The sequence below is a fragment of the Cellulosimicrobium composti genome (assembly GCF_010287905.1).
Taxonomy (GTDB): domain Bacteria; phylum Actinomycetota; class Actinomycetes; order Actinomycetales; family Cellulomonadaceae; genus Cellulosimicrobium; species Cellulosimicrobium composti.
This window is the reverse complement of record NZ_JAAFAN010000009.1, coordinates 1-24,661: the sequence shown is the minus strand read 5'-3', so window position 1 is coordinate 24,661 and position 24,661 is coordinate 1. Positions and strand designations below refer to the sequence as shown.

Annotated in this window: 21 protein-coding genes; 7 read left to right on the top strand and 14 right to left on the bottom strand. The window is 77.2% G+C overall.

Going from position 1 to position 24,661, the window contains the following annotated elements; genetic code table 11:
- Window positions 1-71 precede the first annotated feature (71 nt).
- The 7 genes from GYH36_RS04210 to GYH36_RS04180 form a co-directional block, all read right to left on the bottom strand.
- Window positions 72-3,296, bottom strand: coding sequence for an AAA family ATPase (locus tag GYH36_RS04210; RefSeq protein ID WP_162289195.1), 3,225 nt, complete (start codon window positions 3,294-3,296; stop codon window positions 72-74).
- The gene (locus GYH36_RS04205) at window positions 3,296-4,546 is read right to left on the bottom strand and encodes an exonuclease SbcCD subunit D (RefSeq protein WP_024841327.1); all 1,251 of its coding nucleotides are present in this window, start codon (window positions 4,544-4,546) and stop codon (window positions 3,296-3,298) included. The genes GYH36_RS04210 and GYH36_RS04205 overlap by 1 nt, the downstream gene beginning before the upstream one ends.
- Before the next feature lie 67 nt (window positions 4,547-4,613).
- On the bottom strand, window positions 4,614-4,988 hold the full coding sequence (locus GYH36_RS04200; protein WP_312028504.1) for an STAS domain-containing protein: 375 nt from the start codon (window positions 4,986-4,988) through the stop codon (window positions 4,614-4,616).
- Between the two features lie 275 nt (window positions 4,989-5,263).
- Window positions 5,264-5,788, bottom strand: a complete 525-nt coding sequence (locus GYH36_RS04195; RefSeq protein ID WP_024841329.1) for an aminoacyl-tRNA deacylase — start codon at window positions 5,786-5,788, stop codon at window positions 5,264-5,266.
- Window positions 5,789-5,834: 46 nt separating this feature from the next.
- Window positions 5,835-6,362, bottom strand: a complete 528-nt coding sequence (locus GYH36_RS20250) for a DUF2087 domain-containing protein (protein ID WP_312028503.1) — start codon at window positions 6,360-6,362, stop codon at window positions 5,835-5,837.
- A 78-nt stretch (window positions 6,363-6,440) separates the two neighbouring features.
- A complete protein-coding gene (locus GYH36_RS04185) occupies window positions 6,441-8,174 on the bottom strand; it encodes an ABC-F family ATP-binding cassette domain-containing protein (protein ID WP_162289194.1) in 1,734 nt (577 codons plus the stop codon).
- 188 nt (window positions 8,175-8,362) lie between these two features.
- Complete coding sequence (locus tag GYH36_RS04180; protein WP_162289193.1) at window positions 8,363-10,477, bottom strand: M15 family metallopeptidase; 2,115 nt, start codon at window positions 10,475-10,477, stop codon at window positions 8,363-8,365.
- Window positions 10,478-10,677: 200 nt separating this feature from the next.
- Here GYH36_RS04180 and GYH36_RS04175 point away from each other — a divergent pair, with 200 nt between their 5' ends.
- Both GYH36_RS04175 and GYH36_RS04170 read left to right on the top strand, forming a co-directional pair.
- Window positions 10,678-11,196, top strand: a complete 519-nt coding sequence (locus tag GYH36_RS04175; protein ID WP_024841333.1) for a hypothetical protein — start codon at window positions 10,678-10,680, stop codon at window positions 11,194-11,196.
- A gap of 131 nt (window positions 11,197-11,327) precedes the next feature.
- Entirely contained in the window at window positions 11,328-11,900 is a 573-nt protein-coding gene (locus tag GYH36_RS04170; RefSeq protein WP_024841334.1) for a hypothetical protein, read from the top strand.
- Between the two features lie 236 nt (window positions 11,901-12,136).
- Here the strand turns inward: GYH36_RS04170 and GYH36_RS04165 are convergent, their stop codons facing one another.
- Complete coding sequence (locus tag GYH36_RS04165; RefSeq protein WP_162289192.1) at window positions 12,137-13,006, bottom strand: tetratricopeptide repeat protein; 870 nt, start codon at window positions 13,004-13,006, stop codon at window positions 12,137-12,139.
- Window positions 13,007-13,208: 202 nt separating this feature from the next.
- On the opposite strand from GYH36_RS04165, the gene GYH36_RS04160 reads away from it, so the two are divergent.
- The gene (locus GYH36_RS04160) at window positions 13,209-14,384 is read left to right on the top strand and encodes a GAF domain-containing sensor histidine kinase (RefSeq protein WP_231492866.1); all 1,176 of its coding nucleotides are present in this window, start codon (window positions 13,209-13,211) and stop codon (window positions 14,382-14,384) included.
- A gap of 15 nt (window positions 14,385-14,399) precedes the next feature.
- On the opposite strand, the gene GYH36_RS04155 is transcribed toward GYH36_RS04160, so the two are convergent.
- Together GYH36_RS04155 and GYH36_RS04150 are read right to left on the bottom strand one after the other, a co-directional pair.
- The gene (locus GYH36_RS04155; protein WP_162289191.1) at window positions 14,400-14,873 is read right to left on the bottom strand and encodes a pyridoxamine 5'-phosphate oxidase family protein; all 474 of its coding nucleotides are present in this window, start codon (window positions 14,871-14,873) and stop codon (window positions 14,400-14,402) included.
- A 142-nt stretch (window positions 14,874-15,015) separates the two neighbouring features.
- Window positions 15,016-15,753, bottom strand: coding sequence for a response regulator (locus GYH36_RS04150; protein ID WP_024841338.1), 738 nt, complete (start codon window positions 15,751-15,753; stop codon window positions 15,016-15,018).
- A gap of 211 nt (window positions 15,754-15,964) precedes the next feature.
- Between GYH36_RS04150 and GYH36_RS04145 the strand changes: the two genes are divergently transcribed.
- Complete coding sequence (locus tag GYH36_RS04145) at window positions 15,965-16,864, top strand: universal stress protein (RefSeq protein ID WP_162289190.1); 900 nt, start codon at window positions 15,965-15,967, stop codon at window positions 16,862-16,864.
- Window positions 16,865-16,870: 6 nt separating this feature from the next.
- On the opposite strand, the gene GYH36_RS04140 is transcribed toward GYH36_RS04145, so the two are convergent.
- Window positions 16,871-17,311, bottom strand: a complete 441-nt coding sequence (locus GYH36_RS04140; RefSeq protein ID WP_162289189.1) for a MarR family winged helix-turn-helix transcriptional regulator — start codon at window positions 17,309-17,311, stop codon at window positions 16,871-16,873.
- A 92-nt stretch (window positions 17,312-17,403) separates the two neighbouring features.
- Here GYH36_RS04140 and GYH36_RS04135 point away from each other — a divergent pair, with 92 nt between their 5' ends.
- The 3 genes from GYH36_RS04135 to GYH36_RS04125 are packed head-to-tail and all read left to right on the top strand — an operon-like array spanning window position 17,404 to window position 19,593.
- Window positions 17,404-18,081: a maleylpyruvate isomerase family mycothiol-dependent enzyme gene (locus tag GYH36_RS04135; protein WP_203231561.1), complete on the top strand. Its 678-nt coding sequence runs from the start codon at window positions 17,404-17,406 to the stop codon at window positions 18,079-18,081.
- On the top strand, window positions 18,078-18,455 hold the full coding sequence (locus tag GYH36_RS04130; protein WP_024841342.1) for a DUF1304 family protein: 378 nt from the start codon (window positions 18,078-18,080) through the stop codon (window positions 18,453-18,455). The genes GYH36_RS04135 and GYH36_RS04130 overlap by 4 nt, the downstream gene beginning before the upstream one ends.
- 37 nt (window positions 18,456-18,492) lie before the next feature.
- A complete protein-coding gene (locus GYH36_RS04125) occupies window positions 18,493-19,593 on the top strand; it encodes an arginase family protein (RefSeq protein WP_162289188.1) in 1,101 nt (366 codons plus the stop codon).
- Window positions 19,594-19,673: 80 nt separating this feature from the next.
- On the opposite strand, the gene GYH36_RS04120 is transcribed toward GYH36_RS04125, so the two are convergent.
- Genes GYH36_RS04120 through hutH form a run of 3 tightly spaced genes read right to left on the bottom strand, consistent with a single transcriptional unit; the run spans window position 19,674 to window position 24,401 of the window.
- Complete coding sequence (locus GYH36_RS04120; RefSeq protein ID WP_312028502.1) at window positions 19,674-21,026, bottom strand: amidohydrolase family protein; 1,353 nt, start codon at window positions 21,024-21,026, stop codon at window positions 19,674-19,676.
- A gap of 1 nt (window position 21,027) precedes the next feature.
- Window positions 21,028-22,728 (bottom strand): urocanate hydratase, encoded by a 1,701-nt coding sequence (hutU, locus tag GYH36_RS04115; protein WP_162289187.1) that lies wholly within the window; start codon window positions 22,726-22,728, stop codon window positions 21,028-21,030.
- A 35-nt stretch (window positions 22,729-22,763) separates the two neighbouring features.
- Window positions 22,764-24,401, bottom strand: coding sequence for a histidine ammonia-lyase (gene hutH, locus GYH36_RS04110; protein WP_162289186.1), 1,638 nt, complete (start codon window positions 24,399-24,401; stop codon window positions 22,764-22,766).
- Window positions 24,402-24,661 lie beyond the last annotated feature (260 nt).

Below are 24,661 nucleotides of genomic sequence, written 5' to 3'. Positions count from 1 at the left end.
CCTCCGACGCACCGGTGCCCGCGCTGCGCGGCGGCGACCTGCTCACCGCGCGCGACGGACCGCCCTCCCGGTCACGCTCGCACGGTGAGGGTGCTCCCGCCTCCGGGCACGCGCCGGACCTCGATCCGCTCGGCGACGGACTGCTTGAGCGCCTCCACGTGGGAGACGACGCCGACGACGCGCCCGCCCGCCCGCAGCCGGCCGAGCGCGGACAGCACGGCGTCCAGCGTCTCGGGGTCGAGGCTCCCGAACCCCTCGTCGACGAACAGCGTCCCGAGCTCGACCCCGCCCGCCTCGGCCGTGACGACGTCCGCGAGCCCGAGGGCCAGGCACAACGACACGTAGAAGGTCTCGCCGCCGGAGAGCGTGCGTGGGTCCCGCTCACGCTCGGTCACGTGGTCGAGCACCTTCATGGCGAGACCGCGCTTGTGCGCGCGCACGTCCTCGCGCGTCGCGCTGCGCACGAGCTCGTACCGACCGGACGACATCTCGGCGAGGCGCTCGTTCGCGGCCGCGACGACGTCCTCGAACCGCTGCACGAGCACGAACGTCGCGAGCGACAGCGCCTGGGCGTTGTCCCCGGCGCCGCCCGCGAGGGCCGCCATGCGCGTGACCGGCCCCGCGTCCTCCCGGGCGCGGAGCCACGCCTCGACGGCGGCGCCGATCCCGTCGGCCCCCTCGCGCGCCGCCTGCGCCCGGCGCGCGACGAGCTCGTGGCTGCGGGCGGCGGCACCCGCCGTCGCCTCGGCCTCCGCGACCGCGGCGCGCGCCGCGGCGACGTCCGGGCGCGCGTCCTCGGGGAGCGCGGCCAGGGCCGGGTCGGCGAGCCCGGCGGCGGTCGCCGCGCGCGTGGCGTCGTGCTCCGCGACCCGGCGCGCGAGCGCCCGGCGGTCGGCGTCGTCGAGCACGGCGGCGAGCGCCTCGGCGACGTCGGCGAACCCGGACCCGTCGAGCAGCGCGTCGAGCTCGACGGCGCGGTCGGCGCGCGACCGGTGCGCGGCGGCGACGGCGCTCGTCGCGTCGGCGAGCACGTCGATCGTCCGCACGCGGTCCTCGAGCGCCGCGGCGAGGACGGCGACGGGGTTCCGCGCCCCGGGCTCCGCAAGGGGGTCGGGCAGGCCGTCGAGACCGACGTGGCGCCCGGCCGTCTCGAGCTCGGCCCTGACCTCGGCGCGGTCCGCGGCGAGCGCGGTCTCGAGCTCGTCGAGGCGCGCGGCACCGGCCGCGATCGACGCGGCGAGCTCGCCCGCGCGCTCCTGGAGGGCGTCCGTCCCGGCGTCGAGGGCCTCGAGCTCGCGCTCGGCGTCCGCGCGCTCGCGCGCCGCGTCGCGGGCGGTCGCGACCGACACGTCGACCTCCACGACGCGTGCCGCCGCCTCCTCGGGCGTGAGGCCCTCGGCGTCACGACGGCCGGACGCGAGGCGCTCGGCGAGCACCTGGACCCGAGCGGACGCGTCGTGCAGGGACCACTCCGCCTCGGTCCGGGCGCGCTCGGCGCGCTCGACGTCCTCGGCCGCGGGGTGGTCCGGCGCCAGCGGCGCGGGCTGCGGGTGCTCCGTGCCCCCGCACACCGGGCACGGCTCCCCGGCGTCGAGCCCGGCGGCGAGCTCGCCCGCGAGGCCCGCGATGCGCGCGGAGCGGACCCGCGCCTCGTGCTCGACGGCGGCACGGGCCGCGGCGGCGGCACGGGCCCGCTCCTCCTCGGCCGCCTCGACGTCGTCCGCGAGGGCTGCCGCCTGCGTCGCCGCGACCTCGACCGCGCGCGCCCGGAGCAGCCGCTCCTGCAGGACCCCGAGGTCCCCGGCCGCCTCGGCGAGCGCGGCGACGCGGGTCCGCAGCGCGTCGCGCAGCGTCGGACGGTCGGCGAGCTCGGCCAGGACGCGCTCGCGCTCCTCGGTCGCGTGCGCGAGGTCCTTCCGGGCGTCGGCGAGCTCGCGCTCGCGCACCGGGAGCGAGGCCCCGACGGGCACGAGGCGCGCGGCGCGCACGGCCGCCGTCGCGACGTCGGCCCGCAGCGCCTCGACCGTCGTGGCGTCCGCGTCGGCGAGGTCGGGCGGGAGCCCGGTCCGGGCGAGCGCGAGCCGCTCGTGCGCGGCGTGCAGGGCCTGGTCGGCGCGCGCGAGACCCTGGGCGGCGGGCGCGACGACGGCCGCCCGGGCCGCGGCGTCGACGCGCCGACGGTCCTGCGCCACCTCGTCCTCCGCACGGTCGAGACGCTCCTGCTCGGCGCGCAGCCGTGCCCGCCGCTCGACGCCCTCCGCGAGGGCGCGCTCGGCCTCGAGGCGGTCGCGCGCCGCGACGAGGGCCGCGTTCGCCGCGACCTCGCGCTCGGCGAGGCGGTCCGCCTCCTCCTCCAGCCGCGCCACGTGGGCGAGCGCGATCGCGTGGACGCCGGGCCGCTCCTCGGCCACGTCCGTCGCGCCCGCCACCCCGGCCGCGTCCACCGCGCCCGCGTCCGTCCCGGCCGCGCCCGTCCCGACGGCACGGGTCCCGGCTGCCACCACCGCGGCGGCGCGCGCGACGTCCGCGTCGTCGGCCTGCCGGAGCAGCGTGTCGTCCTGCGCCGCCTCGCGCAGCCGCCGCGCGTCGTCGGGCGTGAGCCCGCTCGCGCCCGCGAACCGCTCGACCGCGCCGGTGACGCCCTGGCGGGCGGCGTCGATCCCGGCGCGGGCCCCGCGCGCGAGCTCGGCGAGGCGCGCCGCGGCACGGTGGTAGAGCTCGGTGCCGAAGACCTTCTGCAGCAGCACGGCGCGGTCCTCGGGCTTCGCGCGCAGGAAGGTCGCGAACTCGCCCTGCGGCAGCACGACCGTCTGCACGAGCTGTCGGCGGTCGAGCCCGACGATGCGACGGATCTCGTCGCCCGCCTCGTCCAGGCGCGACGACAGGAGCTCTCCGGGCGGGTCGTCCGCGTCGTCCCCGGGCTCGGGGACCGCGGCCAGGCGCCACAGGCGCACCGACGCCTGCTGGACGGTCGTGCCCGTGCCGCGCTTCTTGGGGCGGCGGTACTCGGGCGTGCGCCGCACGCGGTAGACGCCCGACGGGACCTCGAGCACGAGGTCGACGAACGACTCGACGTCCGGCCCGGCGAAGGCCGAGCGGAGGCGGTCGTCGCTCGCGGACTCCGACGCGACCTTGCCGTAGAGCGCGAACACGATCGCGTCGATGACGGTCGACTTCCCGGCGCCCGTGGGGCCGTCGAGCAGGAAGATGCCCGACGCGCCGAGCGACGCGAGGTCCACGTGGTGGCGGCCCGCGAAGGGGCCGATCGCCTGGAACGTGAGCGAGTGCAGGTGCATCAGGCGCTGCGCTCCTCGGCGAGCGCGAGCTCGAACGCCTCCCGCAGCACCGCGACCTCGGCGTCGCTCGGGGCGTGGCCCGAGACGTGCTCGACGAAGTCGCGCGCCACGTCGAGCGGGTCGCGCCCGGGCCCGACGGCGGTCACGACCTCCCGCTCAACAGGCCGCGGCGGGCGGTGGGTCACCTGGAGCGCGTGCGGGAAGCGCGCCCGGACCCGCGCGTAGAGCTCGGCGGGGCGGACGGCGTCGGTCACGACGACGCGCAGCCAGTCGTCGACGTGGGGCTCGCCCGCGGCGCCGAGCAGCTCGTCGAGCGTGGCCGTGACGTCGGCGAGCCGGCGAGGCACGGGTGCGGGGACGAGCTCGACCGCCGCGTCCGGGTCCGCGGCGAGCCGCGCGAGGTCCACGAGCGTCGTGGACTTGCGCTGGTGCTGCTCCGAGAACGAGAAGGCGAGCGGCGAGCCGGAGTAGCGCGCGACGGTCCGGCTCGCCGCGCCCGCGCGCTCGACGTGCGGCACGGTGACGCGCTGCGGTCCGTGCAGGTGCCCGAGCGCGACGTAGTCGACCCCCCACCCGCCGAACGTGGCCGCCGGCACGGCGTCGACCCCGCCGACGCGGATGTCCCGCTCCGACTCCGACGCGAGACCGCCCACGACGAACGCGTGGCCCGACACGACGGCCCGCACGCCCGGGTCCGCCGCGCGCCGCCGGGCGAGGTCCGCGCCGACGCGGCGCATCGCGGCGCCCATGACGGCCTCGTGGGACCGGGCGAGCGGCCGCGGCGCGGCGTCGCCCTCCCCCTCGCCCTCGGGGGTCTCGGCGAGCGCGTGGCGCGCGGCGTCGGGGTCGAGGTACGGCAGCGCGTAGACCAGCAGGGGCGATCCCGCGTCCCCGGCCCGGGGTGGAAGGACGACGGGCGACCCGACGTCGGCCAGGCGCGCCCGCAGGTGGACGCCCGGGCGCATGACGCGGTCGCCGAACCCGAGCCGCACGGCGGAGTCGTGGTTGCCCGGCGTGACGACCACGTGCGCGTGCTCCGCGAGCCGCGCGAGCGCGTCGGACAGGAGGGCGACCGCGTCCACGGGCGGGATCGCGCGGTCGTACACGTCACCCGCGACGACGACGGCGTCGACGCCCTCGGTGCGGGTCAGCTCGACGAGGTGGTCGAGGTGCGCGGCCTGGTGCTCCAGCAGGTCGACCCCGTGCAGCGTCCGCCCGAGGTGCCAGTCGGACGTGTGCAGGATGCGCATGCCCGCACCGTACCGGCCGGGTCCCACAGCCCCCGGGACGCGGGAGCGGGGCGCGCGGGGGGCAGGGTCAGACGGCGCCGACGGCCTCGATCGGGCCGGTCGCGGCGCCGCTCCGCTCGACCGGGATGCGCCCGCCCATGCCGATCATGTCCAGGAGCTCGACGATGCTCGGCGACGGGTCGCGCAGCACGACCTCGCGACCGTCCTCCTCGCCGAGCATGTAGAGCTGGATGATGAACGCGATGCCCGACGAGTCGATGAAGGTCACGTCCGCCACGTCGACCGCGACGGGGCCCGGCGTGTCGAGGACGTACGACATCGCCTCGCTCGCGCGGTCGCGCAGGGCCGCGTCGATCTCGCCCCACATCCTCACGACCACGCCGCCGTCCGCCGGGGCGTAGACGATCCCGCTCGCCCGGTCGATCGCGCTGCCTGTGTCCACGGGTCTTGCTCACCGTCTCTCGAGTCGTCGTGCGTGCTGTCGGCCGTCCCTCCGGACAACGTCCGGCGGTGACGGGTCTGTTCCCGTGCGTCCCCGCGAGGCTCCGTGCGGTCGCTCACGGTCGCCGTCCCCGGCGGCCGTCGCGCCGGGCGACCGTGACCGGAGCACCATGAGTGTGCACCCCGCGCGCGTCGCGCACCAGCCCGGGGACGTGACGGCACGCCACCTTCCCCCGAACCCTCACAACAGCGCGGGACGTGCGCGCGGGACGCCCGCTAGGCGGGGTCGGTGACGTCGGCGACCTGCGCGCCGAGCGCGCCGACGAGCGCGCGCCCGTCGACCGTCGCGGCGACGCCGTGCGCGCCGCCGCCGATCGACACGAGGCGCTGCCCGCCGTCGCCGCCCGTCGCGTCGCCCGCGACGTCGACCTCGTCGGCGCCCGCGTCCGCGACGACGCGGACGTCCGCGACCACGGGCCACGCGTGCGTCGCGCCGAACGGCGTGATCGTGCCGCGCTCGTAGCCCGTGACGTCGCGCGCGACCTCCTTGTCCGGCAGGGACAGGCGCGAGACGCCGAGGAGAGCGCGCAGCTTGGGCCACGAGATCTGACGGTCGCCGGGGACGAGGACGAACAGGTAGTCGTCCTCCGCGCGCCGCACGACGATCGTCTTGAGCACGCGCGAGGGGTGCACGCCGCGCGCGGCGGCGGCCTCCTCGAGCGACCCCACGCGCCCGTGGCGCGTGATCGTGAAGTCGATGCCCGACGCCTCCAGCGCCGCGAGGGCGCGCTCGCTGCTCATGGGACCGACCCTACCCACCCGGTGTCCCGCGCGACCGGCCCGGGAGTCAGACGTCGTCGAACTCCGTGACCACGGTGCGCCAGTACTCCGCGCCGTCGCGCGTGCGGTGCACGAGGCCGGCGTCGACCATCGCGCGCCGCAGCGACACCGGGTCGGCGGCGCGCGCCGCGAGCCGCTTCGTCAGGGTCAGCTCGGTGACGGGCTCCTCGAGCGGGAGGACCTGCGACGCGAGGAACCGCACGACGAGCTCGCGGTCGCGCAGGCGCTTGGGCGTGCGGAGCAGGCGCCCGTCCGTGAGGAACCGCTCGGGTCCCGTCGGCCGCGGGGCGGGCGACGTCGCGAGCAGGGCCGCGAACCGCTCGGGCGCGGCCCGCAGGAGCCCGTCCTCGCCCCGCACGACGACCCCCGCGGCGAGGAGCGGGGCGAGCCGCCGCCGCTCGTCCGTCGTCAGCGCCGCCTCCGCGGGACCCTCCGTCACCACGCGCGCGAGCACCCGCAGCCGGCCCTCGTCCGCGAGCGACGCCACGACCTGCTTCCACGCGTTGTCCGACCCACCGGTCCGTCCTTCGTCCACGCTCCCGACCCTAGGCGCGCCGGGCGGGACGCGGCCAGCGCGTTCCCCGCGCCACGCGGTCCGGCCCCGGCTACGCCGTCACGACAGGTGCACGACGTCCCCCGTCCACCGCCGGCGCAGCCAGCGGTCGTGCGACGCCACGACCACCGCGCCCGGCCACGCGTCCACCGCCTCCATGAGCTCGTCGGCGAGGGTCAGCGAGACGTGGTTCGTCGGCTCGTCGAGCAGCAGCACGTCCGGCGCCTGCGTCACGAGCATCGCGAGCACGACCCGGCGCCGCTGTCCGACCGACAGCACGGCGAGCGGGCGGTCGAGGTCGCGCGGCGCGAGGAGGCCGTGCGCGTCGACGGCCGCGTCGCGCGCGTCCGCGGGGTCGACGCCGCGCGCGAGGGCGAGGACCTCGCGCGGGGTGCGGTCGTCGTCGTGCAGGTGGACGTCCTGCTCCAGCAGGCCGACCCGCGCGCCCCGCACCCGCCCCACGGTGCCCGCGTCCGGGTCCAGGTCGCCCGCGAGCACGTGCAGCAGCGTCGACTTCCCGGCGCCGTTGGCCCCGGTCACGAGCAGGCGCGTGCCGCGCGCGACCTCGACCGACGGCACGCCCGACGCCGTCATGTCGAGCCGGTGGGGCCGCTCGCCGGGCGCCGCCGGGGCCTCGGTCGCCCTCGGGCGGCGCACGACGACGTCCCGCGCCCACGCGACGACGTCGCCCCCGCCCGCGGGTCCCGTCGCACCCGCGGGCGGCGCGAAGCGCAGGGGCGGCGGCGGCTTGCGCACCTGGTCGCGCTCGAGGGCGTCGAGCCGCTGCTGGGCGTTGCGCACGCGCCGCGAGACCTGGCTCTGGACGCGCTCGCCCTTGAAGTCGTAGAGGATCTTCGCCTGGTTGCCGCGCTCGCGGTTCTTCGCGACGTCGCGCGCGGTCACGGCGACCGAGCGCCGCAGCGCCGCGAGCTCCGCCTGCTCGGTCTCGAACCGCTGCTCCCAGCGCTCGCGCTCGACCCGCTTCGCCTCCAGGTAGTCGCTGTAGGAGCCGCCGTACAGGGTCGCCGCTCCCCCGGGCCGCCCCGCGCCACCGCGCGCCGCGGACCCCCGCACGGGCTCGGCGACCGGGTCGAGGTCGAGGATCTCGGTGCACACCTCGTCGAGGAACACGCGGTCGTGGCTCGCGAGCACGACGGCGCCCGGGAGGGCTCGCAGCGCGGCCGCGAGGAACCCGGCGGCGTCGTCGTCGAGGTGGTTCGTCGGCTCGTCGAGCAGCATCGCGCCGGGCTGGCGCACGAGGAGGGCGGCGAGGCCGAGCCGCGTGCGCTGCCCGCCCGAGAGCGAGCCGACCGCGCGCTCCGCGACGCCCTCGACGTCGAGCCCGAGGCCCGCGAGCGTGCGAGCCGCGCGCGCGTCCGCGTCCCACACGTCGGCGAGCTCGGCCCGGGCGAGGGCGCGCGCGTACGCCTCGTCGGCGCCGGGCCCGGTGCTCGCTCCGGCCGCGAGCGCGAGCGCCGCCTCCTCGAGCTCGCGCTCGATCGCGCGGACGCGCGCGAGCGCGTCGTCGACGACGGCGCGGACCGTCGTCGACGGCGGGTACGGGAACTCCTGGTGCAGGTACCCGAGGTCGGCGGGACAGGACACGATGCCGGCGTCGGGCGCGAGCACGCCGGCGAGCACGCGCAGGAGCGTCGACTTGCCGACGCCGTTCTCGCCGACGAGGCCGGTGCGGTGGCCGGGGTCGACGGCGAGGTCGACGCCCCGCAGCACGGGGCGGCCGGCGAAGGAGACGCGGACGTCGGTCGCGCGCAGGACAGGGGTGGGACGAGGCACGGGGTGATCACCTACCAGGGTGCCCGGGCGGCACGCGCGCGCCGGGGACGGCGCGGGGCCACGACGACGGGCTCGACGGGACGGAGCGGTCGGGGCAGGTGAGGATCACATCGCCGACGACGCTACGCCCGTGGTCGGTCGCGCGCACGGCTTTTTCGGCGGGCGCGCGCGACGTCCGCCGGGCCGCGTCAGGAGGCGGGCGTCTCCGTCGGGTCGGCGGTCGGCTCCTGCGTCGGCGCGACCGTGGGCTCCGGGGCGGGCTCGGTCGGGTCCGGCGTCGGCTCGGGCTCCGGCGTGGGCTCCGGGTCGGGCGTCGGCTCGGGCTCCGGGTCGGGCGCCGGGCCGGTCGAGACGACGATCGTCACGGTGCTGCCCTTCGCGACCTGCGCACCCGCGCCCGGCGTCACCGCGAGCACCGTGCCCGCCTTCGCGGCGTCCGCCTTCGTCGTCACGCTGACCGTGAGTCCCGCCTTCGCGATCGCGGCCTCGGCCGCGGCCTGCGTCCCCCCGACGAGCCCGCCCGGCACGGCGACCGTCGTGGGCTGCGTCGGCGTCGGCTCGGTGGGGGTGGTCGGCGTCGGGTTCGTGGGCGTGGTCGGCTTCGCCGGCTCGGTCGGCTTCGCCGGCTGGGTCGGGGACGGCTTGGGCGCGGGGGCCGGCGTGCTCGGCGACGACGGCCGCTGCGGCGTCGACGGCGCCGTGCTCTCGGACGGCGTGTAGCGCGTCGGCATCTTGCCGGCGGCGAAGAACTCGAAGTGCCACGGCTCGGGCTTCGAGCCGTTCGGGCGTGCCCAGGCGGGGTTGTCCCACCCGTAGTCCGGCCCGTGCATGCGCATCCACACGTACTCGCGCGACGTGCCGGACGGCACGCTGCCGCCGACGTCGATCGCGAGGCCCCACCCGTGCTGCGACGTGCCGGGCACGGCGGCGAGGTACGGCTTGATGGCCTTGAGCCGCACCTGGTCCTCGTACGGGCGGTAGGCGTCCGTGATCTTCAGCGCGTAGCCGAACTCCTTGTGGAACTCGGCGGCGAGCGCCTCGAGCTGCACCGCGGCGTCGCACCGCAGGGTCTTGCCGGGCGCGAAGTCGAGCTCGCACAGCGCCTCGGGCGGGATGCGCCCGTTCTGGTACTCCGCCGTCGAGCCGGCGTACCGCTCGACGACCTCCGCGAGCCGCTCCGCGAGCGTCGTCCCTGCGGGCGGCGCGCCACGACCCACGGCCGGGATCACGCCGACCGGCACGAGGTCCGTGCCGAGCAGGTTCGCGAGGTGCGTCGCCGACGTCACGACGTCCTCGAGCGTCACGGTGCCGTGCGCGTGGTCGTCGTCCTCGGCGTGGTCGCCGTCACCGCTGTCATCCGACCGCTCCGGCTCGTCGGACGTGCCGTCGAGCTCCTGCGGCGAGACGCCGTCGGGAGCGGGCACCGCGTCCTCGGGCAGCGCGCGCTCGGGCGGGACCTGCGAGCCGCCCGGCGTCGTGGCTCCCGAGCCCGGGTCCGCCGCCTCGTCCGTGGGCGTCGAGCCCGGGGACGGCGAGACGCCCGGCGACGGGGAGCCGCTCGGGGACGGGTCGGGCGACGGGTCGCCCGTCGGGCTCGGGGACGGAGCGGCGCGCAGCGCGGACGTGCGGACCGCGTCCGCGTCGCCCGCGGCGTCCACGGTCGTGGGCTGCTGCGTCGGCGAGCGGGTCTCGTCCTGAGGGTCCGTCGTCCGGGCGCGGCTCCCGGAACCGGCGTCGGAGCCGCTGTCCGTGTCGGTCGCGTCGCCGTCGGCGTCCGGGTCGAGCGGCTCGGGGAGCTCGGGCACGCCGCCGCCGTCCAGCGGGTCGTCGAGGTCGAGGCCGCCGTCGGGGACGACCTGGACCGGGACACGGCGCGCGGCGTCGCGCTGCGCGAGGTACGTCGCGAGGAGCATGCCGAGCTCGGCGCGCGCCTGCTCGACGGGGGCGGTGACCTTGCTCTGGTCGAGCGCGTTCGCCGTCGCGAGGACCTCGATCGCGCTGTCGAGCTGCTGGTCCTCGTCCAGCCCGGCGCCGAGGGTGCTCGAGACGGCGGCGACCTGCGTCGCGCCGGCGGCCTCCTCGGCGAAGAACGACGCACCGGGCCGCGGCTGGGTGCTGCCCGCGAGCGCGGCCGCGAGGGTGATCGCGAGGGCGGAGGAGATGAGGACGTGCGAGACGGCGCGGGCCCGGCGCCCGAGCGGGCTCGGCGTCTCGGCCGCGGGCGCCTCGGGCGCAGGTGTCTCGGGCGCGGGCGTCTCGGGCGCGCCGACCGCTGCGCCGCCCTCGTCGTCCGTGGTGCTCACCGCTCGCTCCCGTGCCTCGTGCCCGACCACGGGCCTGCGGCCCCCCGTGCGCCGGTTCTGCGCGTCGTCGCGCACCGACGTCACGGGCGTGCACCACACCTCCTGGTGTGCCGCACGCCACAGTGCCCTCGTCCGCTTACCGTACACCGCCTCCACCGGGCTCTCACCCCTGTCTCATGTTCGCGCGGGACAATCCCTGCATGAGCACCCCGACGCGTCGCCGCAGGTCACCGTCCCGCACGCTCGCGCTCGGCGCGGCCCTCGCCGCCGTCGTCGCGCTCGCGGGCTGCGCCGAGGACGGCTCGGTGAGCGTGCCGGAATTCACCCTCACGGGCGACCAGGTCCAGCAGTTCCTCGACGACGCGCGCTCGCAGGCCGAGACGATCGGGGACGACGTGCGGTCCCTCGCCGACGAGATCGGCTCGCTGTCCGAGGACGCGCGCCCCCGCGCCGAGGAGGCCGTCGCGGCGGCGCAGGACGCGGCCGAGGAGGCGCGCGCGGCCGCCGACGACGCGGCGACGGCGACCGAGGACACCCGCGCCGAGGCGGAGCAGCGCCTCGCGGACGCGGAGGCCGCCCTCGACGACGCGTCGGACCGCCTCGGCGAGGTCGCGGACTCGCTCACCGGCGCAGACGCCGCGGTCCGCGACGCGCTCGAGCGGCTGCGCACCCGCGTCGACGAGCTGCGCGCCGAGCTCGACGGTTCCACCGGCTCCTGACCGCCACCGCACCGGGGACCTAGGTCCCCGCGGGCGGCGACCTTCGCCCGACGTCCACCCTTCCTCCACAGGAGTTTGCTTGGTCTCAAGAAGCCCGGCCGCACCGGCCGGGTCGATGAGAGGGGACAGTGATGAAGGGGACGATCGAGCGGAACGCCAACGCGCCGCTCCCCACGGTCGAGGGCACCGAGCCGGAGACCGTCAACCTCGCGGAGCGTGCCACGCGGCCCACGCAGGTGGTGCTCGGGGTCCTGCGCATCCTGATCGGGTTCTACTTCCTCTGGGCCTTCCTCGACAAGACGTTCGGGCTCGGGTTCGCGACCCCCGCGGAGCGGGCCTGGGTCAACGGAGGAAGCCCGACCACCGGGTTCCTGTCGAACCTCGAGGGCACGTTCTCGGGCGTCTTCGCGAACCTCGCCGGCAACGCGTTCGTCGACGTGCTGTTCATGGTCGGCCTGCTCGGCATCGGGCTCGCGCTGATCCTCGGCATCGGCATGCGGGTCGCGGCGGTCAGCGCGACCGCCCTGCTCCTGCTGATGTACCTCGCGGAGCTGCCGCTCGTGACCAACCCGATCATCGACGACCACATCACGATGGCGCTGACGATCATCGCCCTCACCCTCCTCGGTGCGGGCAGCGTCCTCGGCCTGGGCAAGACCTGGCAGCGGCTCCCGCTGGTCCAGCACAACGCCTGGCTGGTCTGACCGCAGGACCGCCCGCCGTGTGCGGCGGGCCCACCGGAGCGACCGGTACCGCGCGACGATTCTGAGGCCGTCGCAGCAGGGCGTCGCTCCCCGGGGGAAGAGGGACGTGCGGGCGGTGGGGAGACCACCCGCACGTCCCGCCCTCTGCGCCCGGCAGGGCGACCACCGCTCGACGGAGCCGGTCGCCCGCCGGGCGCCCTTCTGCGTGGACGGCGCCCAGGACGAGCGGGTTCCGCTCAGCCGAAGCGCGCCAGGAGCTCCGCCGCCTGCGGGTCGCCCTGCGCGGCGGCGTCGTGCCACAGCGCCATCGCCTCGGCGACGCGCCCGGCCCGCAGGCGCAGGACGCCGAGGCTCGTGCGCGCCGTCGGCTCGCCCGCGAGCGCGGCCTGCTCGAGCAGGTCCTCGGCGTCGAGACCGCGCCCGGCGCGCACGTAGACGTCGGCGAGCGCGGCCGCGACGCGGACCTCGCCGGCGCTCGCCCAGCCCTCCAGGAGCGCCACGGCGTCCTCGGTCGTGAGCGCACCGCTGCGCACGAGCTCGACGGCGGACTCCCAGCTCTGCCCGGACGACGCGGCGAGGACGTCGTCGGCGGCGTCCTGCTCGCCGAGCTCGGCGAGGACCTGCGCGAGCCGCACGGGGGCGCCTTCGACGTCCTGAGCCTGCTCGAACCACCGGCGCGCGGCGTGCAGGTCGCCGCGCTCGCTCGCGACCTGCGCGGCCATGAACGCCCCCAGCGCGTCACCCGCGAGGCCGGCGAGCTCGAAGCACCGGAACGCCTCGGCGGAGTCGCCCGCCTCGTGGTGCGCGACGCCCAGCCGGTACACCGCGCCGGGCACGCCGTGCTCGACGGCCGACTCGTAGAACGGGACGGCGGCGGCGGGGCTGCCGAGGGCGCACAGGTCGTCGGCGATGGCGACGAGCTCGGCGGGGTCGTCGGGGTGCAGGTGCCCGACGGCGGCGCGCAGGTCGGCGAGCGCGGTCGCGGCACCGGCCGGGCCGGACGCCCCGGGCTCGCTCTCGTACGGCGCGGGGCCGGCGTCGGGCGGGCTGCTCCGGCCCGGTCCGGGCCCGGTGGCGGGTTCCGTGCTGCGGTCGGTGGTCGGCATGCGGCACCGCGTCCCTTCGGCCCCTGCGTCGACGGCCCGGGGTCCGGGCGCCGGGCCGGCGGTGTGCGGTGTGCGGACCGACGGCAGGACGGCGACGGACGTCCCGAGATGTGGACGCACGATAGCGCACGGGGTGTCGTCCACGTCACACCCGGCGGTGCCCGGCTGCCGCGGGACGGCCCGGGTCTGGGAGACTGCAGCGGTGAGCGGAACGACCGACCTGCCGAGCGCTGCCGGGCAGCGTGTGCTGGACGCCGTCGTGGCGGTGACGAGCGACCTCGACCTCCCGCTGGTCCTGCGGCGCATCGTCGAGGCGGCGATGGAGCTCACGGGCGCGCGGTACGGCGCGCTGGGCGTGCTGGACGCGTCGGGGCGCGAGCGCCTCGCGCAGTTCATCCCCCTGGGCCTGTCGGACGACGAGGTCGCCGCGATCGACCACTGGCCGCACGGCGAGGGTCTGCTCGGCGAGCTCATCGACCACCCGGCGCCGATCCGCGTCCCGGAGATCGCGGACGACGTGCGCTCGGCGGGCTTCCCCGACGGGCACCCGCCGATGCACACGTTCCTCGGCGTCCCGGTGCGGGTGCGCGAGACGGTGTTCGGCAACCTGTACCTCACCGACAAGCTCGGCGCGGGCGGCGCGCGCGAGGAGTTCTCCGCGGAGGACGAGGCGGCGGTCGTGGCGCTCGCGGCCGCGGCGGGCGTCGCGATCGAGAACGCGCGGCTCTACGGGCGCGCGAAGCAGGTCGGCGTCCTGGAGGACCGCGACCGGATCGCGCGGGACCTGCACGACGTCGTCATCCAGCGCCTGTTCGCGTCGGCCATGACGCTCATGAGCGTGCAGCCGCTCGTCACGGACCCGAACGCCCGGACCCGGATCGAGGAGACCGTCTCGGACCTCGACGAGACGATCCGGCAGATCCGCTCGACGATCTTCGCGCTGCACACCGCGACCGACCCGGACGCGCCGTCGATCGAGGACCGGTTCCGCGCGCAGGCGGAGGCGGCGACGACGGTCCTCGGGTTCGCGCCGGAGGTGAGCGTCGAGGTCTCGTCGGAGGGCTCGGGCGCGGGCGTGTCCGACGGCGGCCCGAGCCTGCCCGCGGAGGTCGCGGACCAGCTCGTCGTGGTGCTCGGCGAGTCCCTGACGAACGTGGCCCGGCACGCGCAGGCGAGCACCGTCGTCGTGCACCTGGCCGTCACGGCGCACGAGGCGCGCCTGACGGTCACGGACGACGGCGTGGGGATCCAGCCCGGCGGGCGCCGTTCGGGCCTGCGGAACATGCAGGCGCGCGCCGCGGCGCTGGGCGGGTCGAGCACGGCGACCGCGCTCCCGGAGGGCGGTACGCGCCTGGAGTGGTGGGTCCCGCTCGTCTGACGCGACGCCGCGCCGTCAGCGGACGATGCGGCGCCCCGTGACGATGCGCGGCACGACCTTGATCACGCGGTCGCGCACGCCCGGCACGAACGTCTCGAGGGGCAGCGCGAGCAGCCGCTCCCGCTCGACCGGGTCGGTCACCTCGAACGTGCGGCCCACGAGCACGACGGACCATCCCGAGCGCGCGTCGGCGTCGAACTGGTCGACCTCGAACGCGACGACCGCCCGGCTCGCGGCGACCGCGAGCTTCGACCCCTCGGCGGTGCGGAACACGACGTCCGGGCCGTCGAGCACGAAGTTCACGGGCTGGATCGCCGGCAGCGCGTGGTCGGTGTAGACGATGCGGCCCACCGGCACGGTCGCGACGAGCGCGTAGCTCTCCTCGGGCGTGAGCTCGGCGAGCCCCGCCGACGCGCGCGGGCGCTCGACCGTCGCTGCCGCCGCGCCCCCCGCCGGTACCCCGGTGCCGGCCCGCTCGACTGTGTCCATGCCGCCATCGTCGCGCCGCGGTGTCAGATCCGGGAGTGCCGAAGGTCCCGACGCCGCGTGGCCGCCCGGTCCGCCGTCGTCGGCCCCGGGTCCGTGCGACGGCGTGCCCTCGGACCCCGACGCCCGGTCGCCCCGCGCGCCGTCAGGCGCGTCGCGGCTCGCCACCGTGCCGCCGGTCCCCCACCGGCCCGTTCGCCCCGGCAGCGCCGGCCGTGCCCTGGCGCGACGCCTCCTCCTGGCGCAGCTCGGTCGCGAGCACCGCGACCTGGGTGCGGCGCTGGAGCCCGAGCGTCGCGAGGACGTGCGACACGTAGTTCTTGACGGTCTTCTCCGCGAGGTAGAGGCGCTTGCCGATCTCGCGGTTGGTCAGGCCCTCGCCGATGAGCGCGACGATCTGGCGCTCCTGCTGGGACAGGCCCTCGAGCCGGTCGGGCGTCTCGTCCGCGGCGTGGCGCAGACGCTCGAGCACGCGCGCGGTGCTGGCCGGGTCGAGCAGCGAACCGCCCGCGGCGACCGTGCGCACGGCGCCGACGAGGTCGGACCCGTGGATCTGCTTGAGCACGTACCCCGACGCGCCGGCGAGCACGGCCTGGAACAGCGCCTCGTCGTCGGCGAACGACGTGAGCATGAGGCAGCCGACCTCGGGCAGCTCGGAGCGCACCTCGCGGCACACCTCGACGCCCGAGCCGTCGGGCAGGCGCACGTCGAGGATCGCGACGTCGGGTCGCGTCGCCTTGATGCGCGCGAGGGCGGACGCGGCGGTGCCGGCCTCGCCGACGACGGTGATGTCGCCGGCCGCCTCGAGCAGCGCGGCGACGCCGCGGCGGACCACCTCGTGGTCGTCGAGCAGGAACACGCGGATCGGGTGGGGAGAGCCCATGCCCTCAACGTAGCCCGTCGCCGCGCGTTCCTCGCGCGCGGGAGGGCGTCGCGCCGCAGGTGGGGACCTTCGTCCCACGACCTGGAGCCGTGGGTCCCCACGACCGGGGGCCGACGCTCGGTGCGGGCCGCGCAGGCGGGGGCGTATCCAGGAGGAGTACGGGCGGCGGTGTCTCCCGCCGCGGAGGGCACGAGGGACCGAGGTGGTCACGGTGAGCGACTCGACGAGGCAGGTCGTGCTGGTCGGCGTGGACGGCAGCACGACGAGCGGCAAGGCCCTGGACTGGGCCGTGAAGGAGGCGGCGCGACGCGACGCGGACCTGCGCGTGCTGCACGTCGCCTACGTGCCCGTGATCGCGACGCCGTTCGTCGGCGGCGCGTACTACCCGACGGTCGAGGAGCTCGGCGAGATCGCCGGGCCCATCCTCTCGGCGGCCGCCGAGCGCGCCGCGCGCGTGGACCCGTCCGTGCCCGTGCGGACCGCGCTGCGGTCCGGGCCGCCCGCGGAGGCACTGCTCGACGAGGCGAAGGACGCCGACCTCGTCGTGGTGGGCTCGCGCGGGCTGGGGTCCGTGGGCTCGATGTTCTTCGGCTCGGTCGGGGCGCGTCTGGCCGCGCGCTCGCCGGTGCCGGTCGTCGTCGTGCCGCCGGTCGCGGACGCCGGCGAGCGGACGACGGACGTCGTGGTCGGCGTCGACGGGTCCGTGCACGGCGACGCGGCGCTGCGGTTCGCGCTCGACGAGGCCGCCCGCACGGGTGGTCGCGTCGTCGCGGTGTGCGCGTGGCGCCTGCCCGTGGGGCCCCTGTGGGAGGAGAACCCCGCGTTCTACACGGCGGTCGAGCGCGACGCGCGGGCCGAGGCGTCGCGCACCGTCGAGGCGGCGCTCGCGCGCGTGCGGTCCGCCGAGCACGCCGACGTCCTCGTCGAGACGTTCGTCGTCGACCGCGAGCCGTCCGTCGCGATCCGCGAGGCGGCCGCGGGGGCGGCGCTGACCGTCGTCGGCTCGCGCGGCCGGGGCGAGCTGCGCGGGATGCTGCTGGGCTCCGTGAGCCAGCAGGTGCTGCACCACGCGACGCACGCCGTCGCCGTCGTGCACGCCGGCAAGCCCTGAGGCCGCTCAGGCCCAGGGGTCGGTGATCTCGCGCAGGCGCGCGAGCTGGCGTCGCAGCGACGCCATCCCGCGCGCCCCGAGGTGCGCGGTCCACTCGGCCTCGACGCGCGCGACCTCCGCGGCCGCGACGCGCGAGGCCTCCTCGCCGCGCGCGGTGACGCGCACGAGCCGGGCGCGGCCGTCGGCCGGGTCGGGGACGCGCTCGACGTAGCCCGCGGCCTCGAGCTGGTCCACGAGGAACCCGGCCGTCTGCTTGGTGATCTCGGCCGCATCGGCGAGCTCGGTGAGCCGTGTGCCGTGCGGCCCGACGCGCTGGAACACGCGGAGCTGGGCGGGCGTCGCGTCGTCGAACCCGGCCTCGCGGACCGCCGCGTACACGCGCAGCTCGAGCGCGCGGTAGGGGATGAACAGGAGCAGCCCGGTGTTGAGCTCGTCCTGCTCGCTCACGCGCGTCGCCTCCCGGGGCCGTCAGGGGTTGTCATGGTCAGATGGACTGACTAAACTCGTCAGATCATCGTATCAGTTCTGGAGGCGCTCCCATGAGTGCACCCGACTACTGGATGACCCAGGACGAGGTGTGGGCGGCCGTCGCCCGTGCCCGGGCCACCTTCGTCGACCTCGTCGCCGGGCTCGACCCGGCCGCCTGGGAACGCCCGAGCCTGTGCGCCGGGTGGCGCGTCCACGACGTCGCGGCGCACCTCACCCTCGCCCCCACCGCCACCTACGGTGCGCTCGTGCGCGGCCTCGTGCGGGGTCGCGGGAGCTTCGACCGGACGATGGACCTCCTCACGCGCGAGGCGGGGACGCGCCCGCGCGACGACGTCGTCGCGGCGCTGCGCGCGACCGTCACCTCGCGGCACCTCGCGCCCGGCACGGTGCCGCGCGTCGCGCTCGTCGACGCGCTCGTGCACACCCAGGACGTGGCCGTCGCGCTCGGCGCCCCCGTCCCCGCCCCGCCCGTCGCGGCGCGCGAGGCGGCCGAGCGCGTGTGGGCCGTGTCCTTCCCGTTCCGCGCCCGGCGCCGCCTCGCCGGGTTCCGCCTCGTCGCCGACGACGTGCCCTGGCACCGCGGCGACGGCCAGCAGGTCACGGGCTCCATGACCGCCCTGCTCCTGCTGCTCACCGGGCGACCCGCGGCCCTCGCCCACCTCGACGGGGACGGCGCGCACGTCCTCGCCCGCTCGCTCGCGCCGCACGACCGGGAGGAGCTCCCATGAGCACGCTCGCCCAGGTCCTCGCCGTCACGGCCGGCGTCCTGCACGTCGGCGTCGGGGTCGTCGAGGCCTTCTTCTTCCAGCGCCCGTGGGCCCAGCAGTTCCTGCTGCGCAAGCGCTCGTCGCCGCGCGAGGTGGACCTGTGGGCGTTCAACGTCGCGTTCTACAACGTCTTCCTCGGGCTGGGCACGGTCCTCGGCGTCGTGCTCGTCGCGCGAGGCCTCGTGGACGAGGGCCGCACCCTCGTGCTCTACACCGCGGGGTTCATGACGCTCGGCGGGATCGTCCTGTGGATCTCCGACCACCGGCTCTGGACCGGGACGCTCGGCCAGTCCGGGTTCGGGCTCGCGACCCTCCTCGCGACCCTCGCGTCCTGACCCTTCCCGCCGCCCGGGCCGTTGCTACGGTCGGGACGTGAGCAGCGCCGCGCAGCCCCTGCCCCACGACCCGTCCTGGCCGCGGGCCGGCGACTGGCCCGCGCCCGGCCCGGACGGCGTCGACCTCGCCGTCCTCGGCGTCCCGGCCTGGCGCACGTCGCTGTCCCCCACCGGCGCGCACGCGACGCCCGCGGCCGTGCGCGACGCGCTGCGCCGGTTCAGCCCCGCCCTCGTCCCGGACCGCGCCCTGCCCGACGCCGGCCCCTCCGCCCGCGTGCGACCCGCCGTCGCTCCCGGTCCCGGTGCACCCGGCCCCGTTGCACCCGGCCCCGTTGCACCTGGTCCCGTTGCGCCTGCTCCCGCTGCGCCCGGTCCCGCCGCGCCTGCGGGTGCGGGCCTTCGGGGCGGAGCGCCGTCGGGTCGTGGGGGGCCGGTCGACCTGGACCGGCTCAGGCTCGCCGACCTCGGCGACGTCGAGGAGCCGGACGGCGAGGAGGGCGAGGGGCGGACGCGCGCGGCGGTCCGCGCGGCGCTGGACCGGGCACGGCTGCTCGTCGCGCTCGGCGGAGACAACTCCGTGACCGTCGCGACCGCGCTCGGCGCGTGGGGCGACGACCTCGTGACCGCCGGCCTCGTCACGCTCGACGCCCACCACGACCTGCGCGACGGCGTCTCGAACGGGTCGCCCGTGCGTCGGCTCGTCGAGGCCGGGCTCGACCCGCGGCGGGTCGTGCAGGTCGGCATCGCGGACTTCGCGAACTCCGCCGAGTACGCGCGGCGCGCGCTCGACCTCGGGATCACGGTCGTGCACGTCGACGAGCTGCGCCGCCGCGGCCCCGAGGACGTGATGCGCGCGGCGCTGGAGGTCGCAGGCGCGGGGGGCGGCCCGGTGCACCTCGACGTCGACGTGGACGTGTGCGACCGCTCCGTCGCGCCCGGATGCCCCGCGAGCGTGCCGGGCGGGATCGCCGCGTGGGAGCTGCGCGCGCTCGTGCGCGCCGCGGCTCGCGACGGCCGCCTGCGCTCCGCCGACGTCGTCGAGGTCGACGCGACCGCCGACGCCCCCGACGGGCGCACGGTCCGCCTCGCCGCGCTCTGCGTCCTCGAGCTCGCGGCGGGCCTCGCCCTTCGCACGTAGTCCTCCGCCGAACATGCGGTCCTGGAGAGTCAGGCGCCCGGGACGGGCCAGAACCGCATGCTCGGCGGGTCGGGGGTGTCTCAGGGGACGCGGACGCCGTCCTGCCAGACCGCCGCGACGTGCGGGACGCCCGGCCGGTAGGCGAGGTGGGTGCGGCTCGGGGCGTCGAGCAGCACGACGTCGGCCCGGGCGCCGGGAGCGAGGTGCCCGACGTCGTCCCGCCGCAGCGCGAGCGCGCCGCCCGCGGTCGCGGACCAGACCGCCTCGGCGACGGTCATCCGCATCTCGCGGACCGCGAGCGCGACGCACAGCGGCATCGACGACGTGTAGCTCGACCCGGGGTTGCAGTCGCTCGCGAGCGCGACGACGGCCCCCGCGTCGAGCAGGCGGCGCGCGTCGGGGTACGGCTGGCGCGTGGAGAACTCGACCCCGGGCAGCAGGGTCGCGACGGTGCCCGTCGTCCCGTCCGGGCGCGTGCCGTCCGGACGCGTCCGGTCCGGCCGCGTCCCGCCGCGCGACGTCGCGCCAGGCGACGTGCCTCCTGTCGCCGACCCGGCGTCCGTCCACGAGCCCGCGAGCGCCGCGACGTCGTCGTCGGTGAGGTAGGTGCAGTGGTCGACCGCGGCGGCGCCGAGCTCGACCGCGAGCCGCACGCCCTCCCCCGGACCGAGCTGGCCGGCGTGCAGACGCACGCCGAGACCGGCGGCGGCACCGGCCTCCAGGACGCGGCGGGACTGCTCGGGCGTGAACGCGCCCGTCTCGCAGAACACGTCGACCCACCGGGCGTGCGGCGCGCACGCCGCGAGCATGTCGCCGCACACGAGGTCGACGTACTCGTCCGCGCGCCCCGCGTACTCGGCGGGCACGACGTGCGCCCCGAGGAACGTCACCTCGGGCGTCACCTCGCGCGCGAGCCGCACCGACCGCTCCTCGTCCGCGACGGTCAGCCCGTACCCGCTCTTCACCTCGACCGTCGTCGTGCCCTGCCGCGCCGCCTCGTCGAGGTGCCGGGCCAGCCCGGCCCGGAGCGCGTCGTCGGACGCCGCGCGCGTCGCCGCGACGGTGGACCGGATGCCGCCCGCCTCGTACGGGCGGCCGGCCATGCGCGCCTCGAACTCGGCGGCGCGGTCGCCCGCGAACACGAGGTGGGTGTGCGCGTCGACGAACCCGGGCAGGACGGCGCGCCCCTCCACCTCGACGACGCGGTCGGGCGCGCGGCCGAGCACCTCCTCCACGCCGGCCGCGCACGCGCTCTCCGGGCCGGCCCAGGCGACCCGACCGCCGTCGAGCAGCAGCGCGGCGTCGCGCACGACGCCCGTCGGGTCGTCCACGGGGTCGACGCCGACCGCCTCGGGGGCGTTGGTCGTGAGCTCGCCGATCCCCAGGACCAGCGTCGCCGGGTGCGCACCGCCCGGGTGCTCCACCTCACGCACGTCACACCTCCCGCGCCGGGACGGCGTCGCTCTCCCGCACGGGCACGCGCAGCCCGCCCCGCGCGGCGGCCGCGACGGCGTCGTCGTACCCGGCGTCGACGTGGCGCAGCACACCGAGGCCGGGGTCGTTCGAGAGCACGCGCGCGAGCTTCGCCGCGGCGAGCGGCGTGCCGTCCGCGACGGACACCTGGCCCGCGTGGATCGAGCGGCCCATGCCGACGCCGCCGCCGTGGTGGATCGAGACCCACGTCGCGCCCGACGACGCGGCCGTGAGCGCGTTGAGCAACGGCCAGTCCGCGATCGCGTCGGAGCCGTCGGCCATCGCCTCCGTCTCGCGGTACGGGGACGCGACCGACCCGGCGTCGAGGTGGTCGCGGCCGATGACGACCGGCGCGCGCACCGCGCCCGACGCCACGAGGTCGTTGAACGCGAGGCCCGCGCGGTCGCGCTCGCCGTGCCCGAGCCAGCAGATGCGCGCGGGCAGACCCTGGAACGCGACCCGCTCCTGGGCGGCGCGGATCCAGCGGTGGAGGTGGTCGTCGTCGAACAGGTCGAGCACGGCGGCGTCGGTCGCGGCGATGTCGCGCGGGTCGCCGGACAGCGCGGCCCACCGGAACGGCCCCTTGCCCTGCGCGAACAGGGGCCGGATGTACGCGGGCACGAACCCCGGGAAGGCGAACGCCCGGTCGTACCCGCCACGGCGCGCCTCGTCGCGGATCGAGTTGCCGTAGTCGAACACCTCGGCACCCGCGTCGAGGAACCCGACCATGCCCTCGACGTGCCGGGCCATGGACTCGCGCGCGCGGTCGGTGAACTCGTCGGGCTTCGCCGCGGCGTAGTCCGCCCACTCGTCGACCGACACCCCGACCGGCAGGTACGACAGCGGGTCGTGCGCCGACGTCTGGTCCGTGACGACGTCGACCTCGACCCCGCGCCGCAGGAGCTCGGGGACCACGACCGCGCTGTTCCCCTCGACGCCCACCGACAGCGCCCGGCGCTCGCGCCGGGCGTCCTCGACGTGCCGGACCGCGGCGTCGAGGTCGTCGGCGACCACGTCGAGGTACCGCTCGCGCACGCGCCGGTCGAGGCGCGACCGGTCGACGTCGACGACGAGGCACGCGCCCCCGTTGAGCGTCACCGCGAGCGGCTGCGCGCCGCCCATGCCGCCGCACCCGCCGGTGAGGGTCAGCGTCCCGGCGAGCGTCCCGCCGAACCGCTGGGCGGCGACCGCGGCGAGCGTCTCGTACGTGCCCTGCAGGATGCCCTGCGCGCCGATGTAGATCCACGACCCGGCCGTCATCTGCCCGTACATCGTCAGGCCCATCGCCTCGAGCCGGCGGAACTCGGGCCACGTCGCCCAGTCCCCGACGAGGTTGCTGTTCGCGAGCAGCACGCGCGGCGCCCACTCGTGCGTCCGCAGCACCCCGACCGGCTTGCCCGACTGCACGAGGAGCGTCTCGTCGTCCGCGAGCGTCGTGAGCGTGCGGATGATCGCGTGGTAGCTCGGCCAGTCGCGCGCCGCCCGGCCCGTGCCGCCGTAGACGACGAGGTCGTCGGGTCGCTCCGCGACCTCGGGGTCGAGGTTGTTCATGAGCATCCGCAGCGGCGCCTCGGTCTGCCAGGACCGCGCGGTGAGGGTCGTGCCGCGCGGCGCACGGACGGGGACGGGCGTGCCGAGGCGGTGGGTCGGCTCGTGGGTCATGGTCGGCTCGCTCCTTCGGGGACGGCTCAAGGGGGTCAGGCCAGGTGCCCGACGGCGGCGCTCGCCGCCGCGGTCACGGCACCCGTCGTGACGAGGTGGGTCACGGCCTCGATCTCGGGCGCGAGGTGGCGGTCCGGTCCGGGGCCCGCGGCGGCCGTGCGCACGAGGTCGCGCACGGCGCCCGTCCCCCGCGCCGGGTGCAGGGGCCCGCCGTCGCAGCGCAGGTCGAGGGCGCGCGTCGCCGTGAGGAGCTCGATCGCGAGGACGCGGCCCAGCCCGTCGACCGCGCGGCGGAGCTTCCGTGCTCCCGCCCAGCCCATGGACACGTGGTCCTCCTGCATCGCCGACGACGGGATCGAGTCGACGCTCGCCGGGGCCGCGATCCGCTTGAGCTCCGAGACGATCCCCGCCGCCGTGTACTGCGCGATCATCAGCCCGGAGTCGACGCCCGGGTCGTCCGCGAGGAACGGCGGCAGGCCCTCGTTGCGGGCCTTGTCGAGGAACCGGTCCGTGCGGCGCTCGCTCATGCTCGCGACGTCGGCCGCGGCGATCGCGAGGAAGTCGAGCACGTACGCGACCGGGGCGCCGTGGAAGTTGCCGTTCGACTCGACGCGCCCGTCCACCGTGACGACCGGGTTGTCGATCGCCGACGCGAGCTCGCGCCCCGCGACGGTGGCCGCGTGGTCGAGAGTGTCGCGCGCGGCACCGTGCACCTGCGGTGCGCACCGCAGCGAGTACGCGTCCTGCACCCGGGTGCACTCGGGGCGACCCTCGGCGTCGAGCGTGCGATGGCTCGCGACGACGGGCGAGCCGTCGAGCAGCGCGCGCAGGTTCGCGGCCGACGCCGCCTGCCCGGGGTGCGGCCGCATCGCGACGAGGTCTTCGGCGAACGGCGCGTCCGAGCCGAGCAGCGCCTCGACGCTCGCCGCCGCCGCGACGTCGGCCGTCGTGAGCAGGGACCGCAGGTCGTGCAGCGCGAGGCACAGCATGCCGAGCATGCCGTCCGTGCCGTTGATGAGCGCGAGGCCCTCCTTCTCGCGCAGCGCGAGCGGCGCGATCCCGGCCGTGGCGAGCGCGTCGGCGGCGGGCACGAGGGCCCCCGTCGCGTCGCGGACCTCGCCCTCGCCGAGCGCCGCGAGCGCCACGTGCGCGAGCGGCGCGAGGTCGCCCGAGCAGCCGAGCGACCCGAACTCGCGCACCACGGGTGTGATCCCGGCGTCGAGCATCGCCGCGTACGTCTGCGCGACGACGGGGCGCGCCCCGGTCCGCCCGGTCGCCAGGGTCGCGAGCCGCAGGAGCTGCAGCGCGCGCACGACCTCCCGCTCGACCTCCGGCCCCGACCCCGCCGCGTGCGACCGCACGAGGCTGAGCTGCAGCTGCGCGCGCCGCTCGACGCGGATGTGCCGCCGCGCGAGCGCACCGAACCCGGTGGAGACGCCGTAGTGCGGGCGGTCGTCGTCCGCGAGGCCCTCGACGACGGCGCGGCTCGCCGCCATCGACTCGACCGCCGCGTCCGCGAGCCGGACGCGCGCGCCGTGCCGCGCGACGTCGACGACGTCGTCGATCGTCAGCGGGCCGTCGCCCACGACGACGACGCGCGCGGCGCGGGCCGGGTCGGGGGCGAGGGTCGTCGTCGTGCCGGGGACGGCCGAGGAGTGCGTCGTCGCTGCCATGCCCTCAGGACACACCGCGCCCTGCCGCACCGGGAGCCCGAGGCGCGAGGTTCAGTCTGGGATCCCAGACACACCCCGGCGCCGAGCATGCGGTTGTGGGGGGGGGGCGCGCCCCGCCGGCCCCCCCCCCCCCCCGGCCCCGGCGCGGGGCCCCCCCCGCGGGCGGGGGGGGGGGGGCCCGCCCCCCCCCCCCCCCCCCCCCCCCCCCCGGCCCCCGCCCCGACGCCCTCCCGCGAAAGAGACCGTCATGACCACCCGCA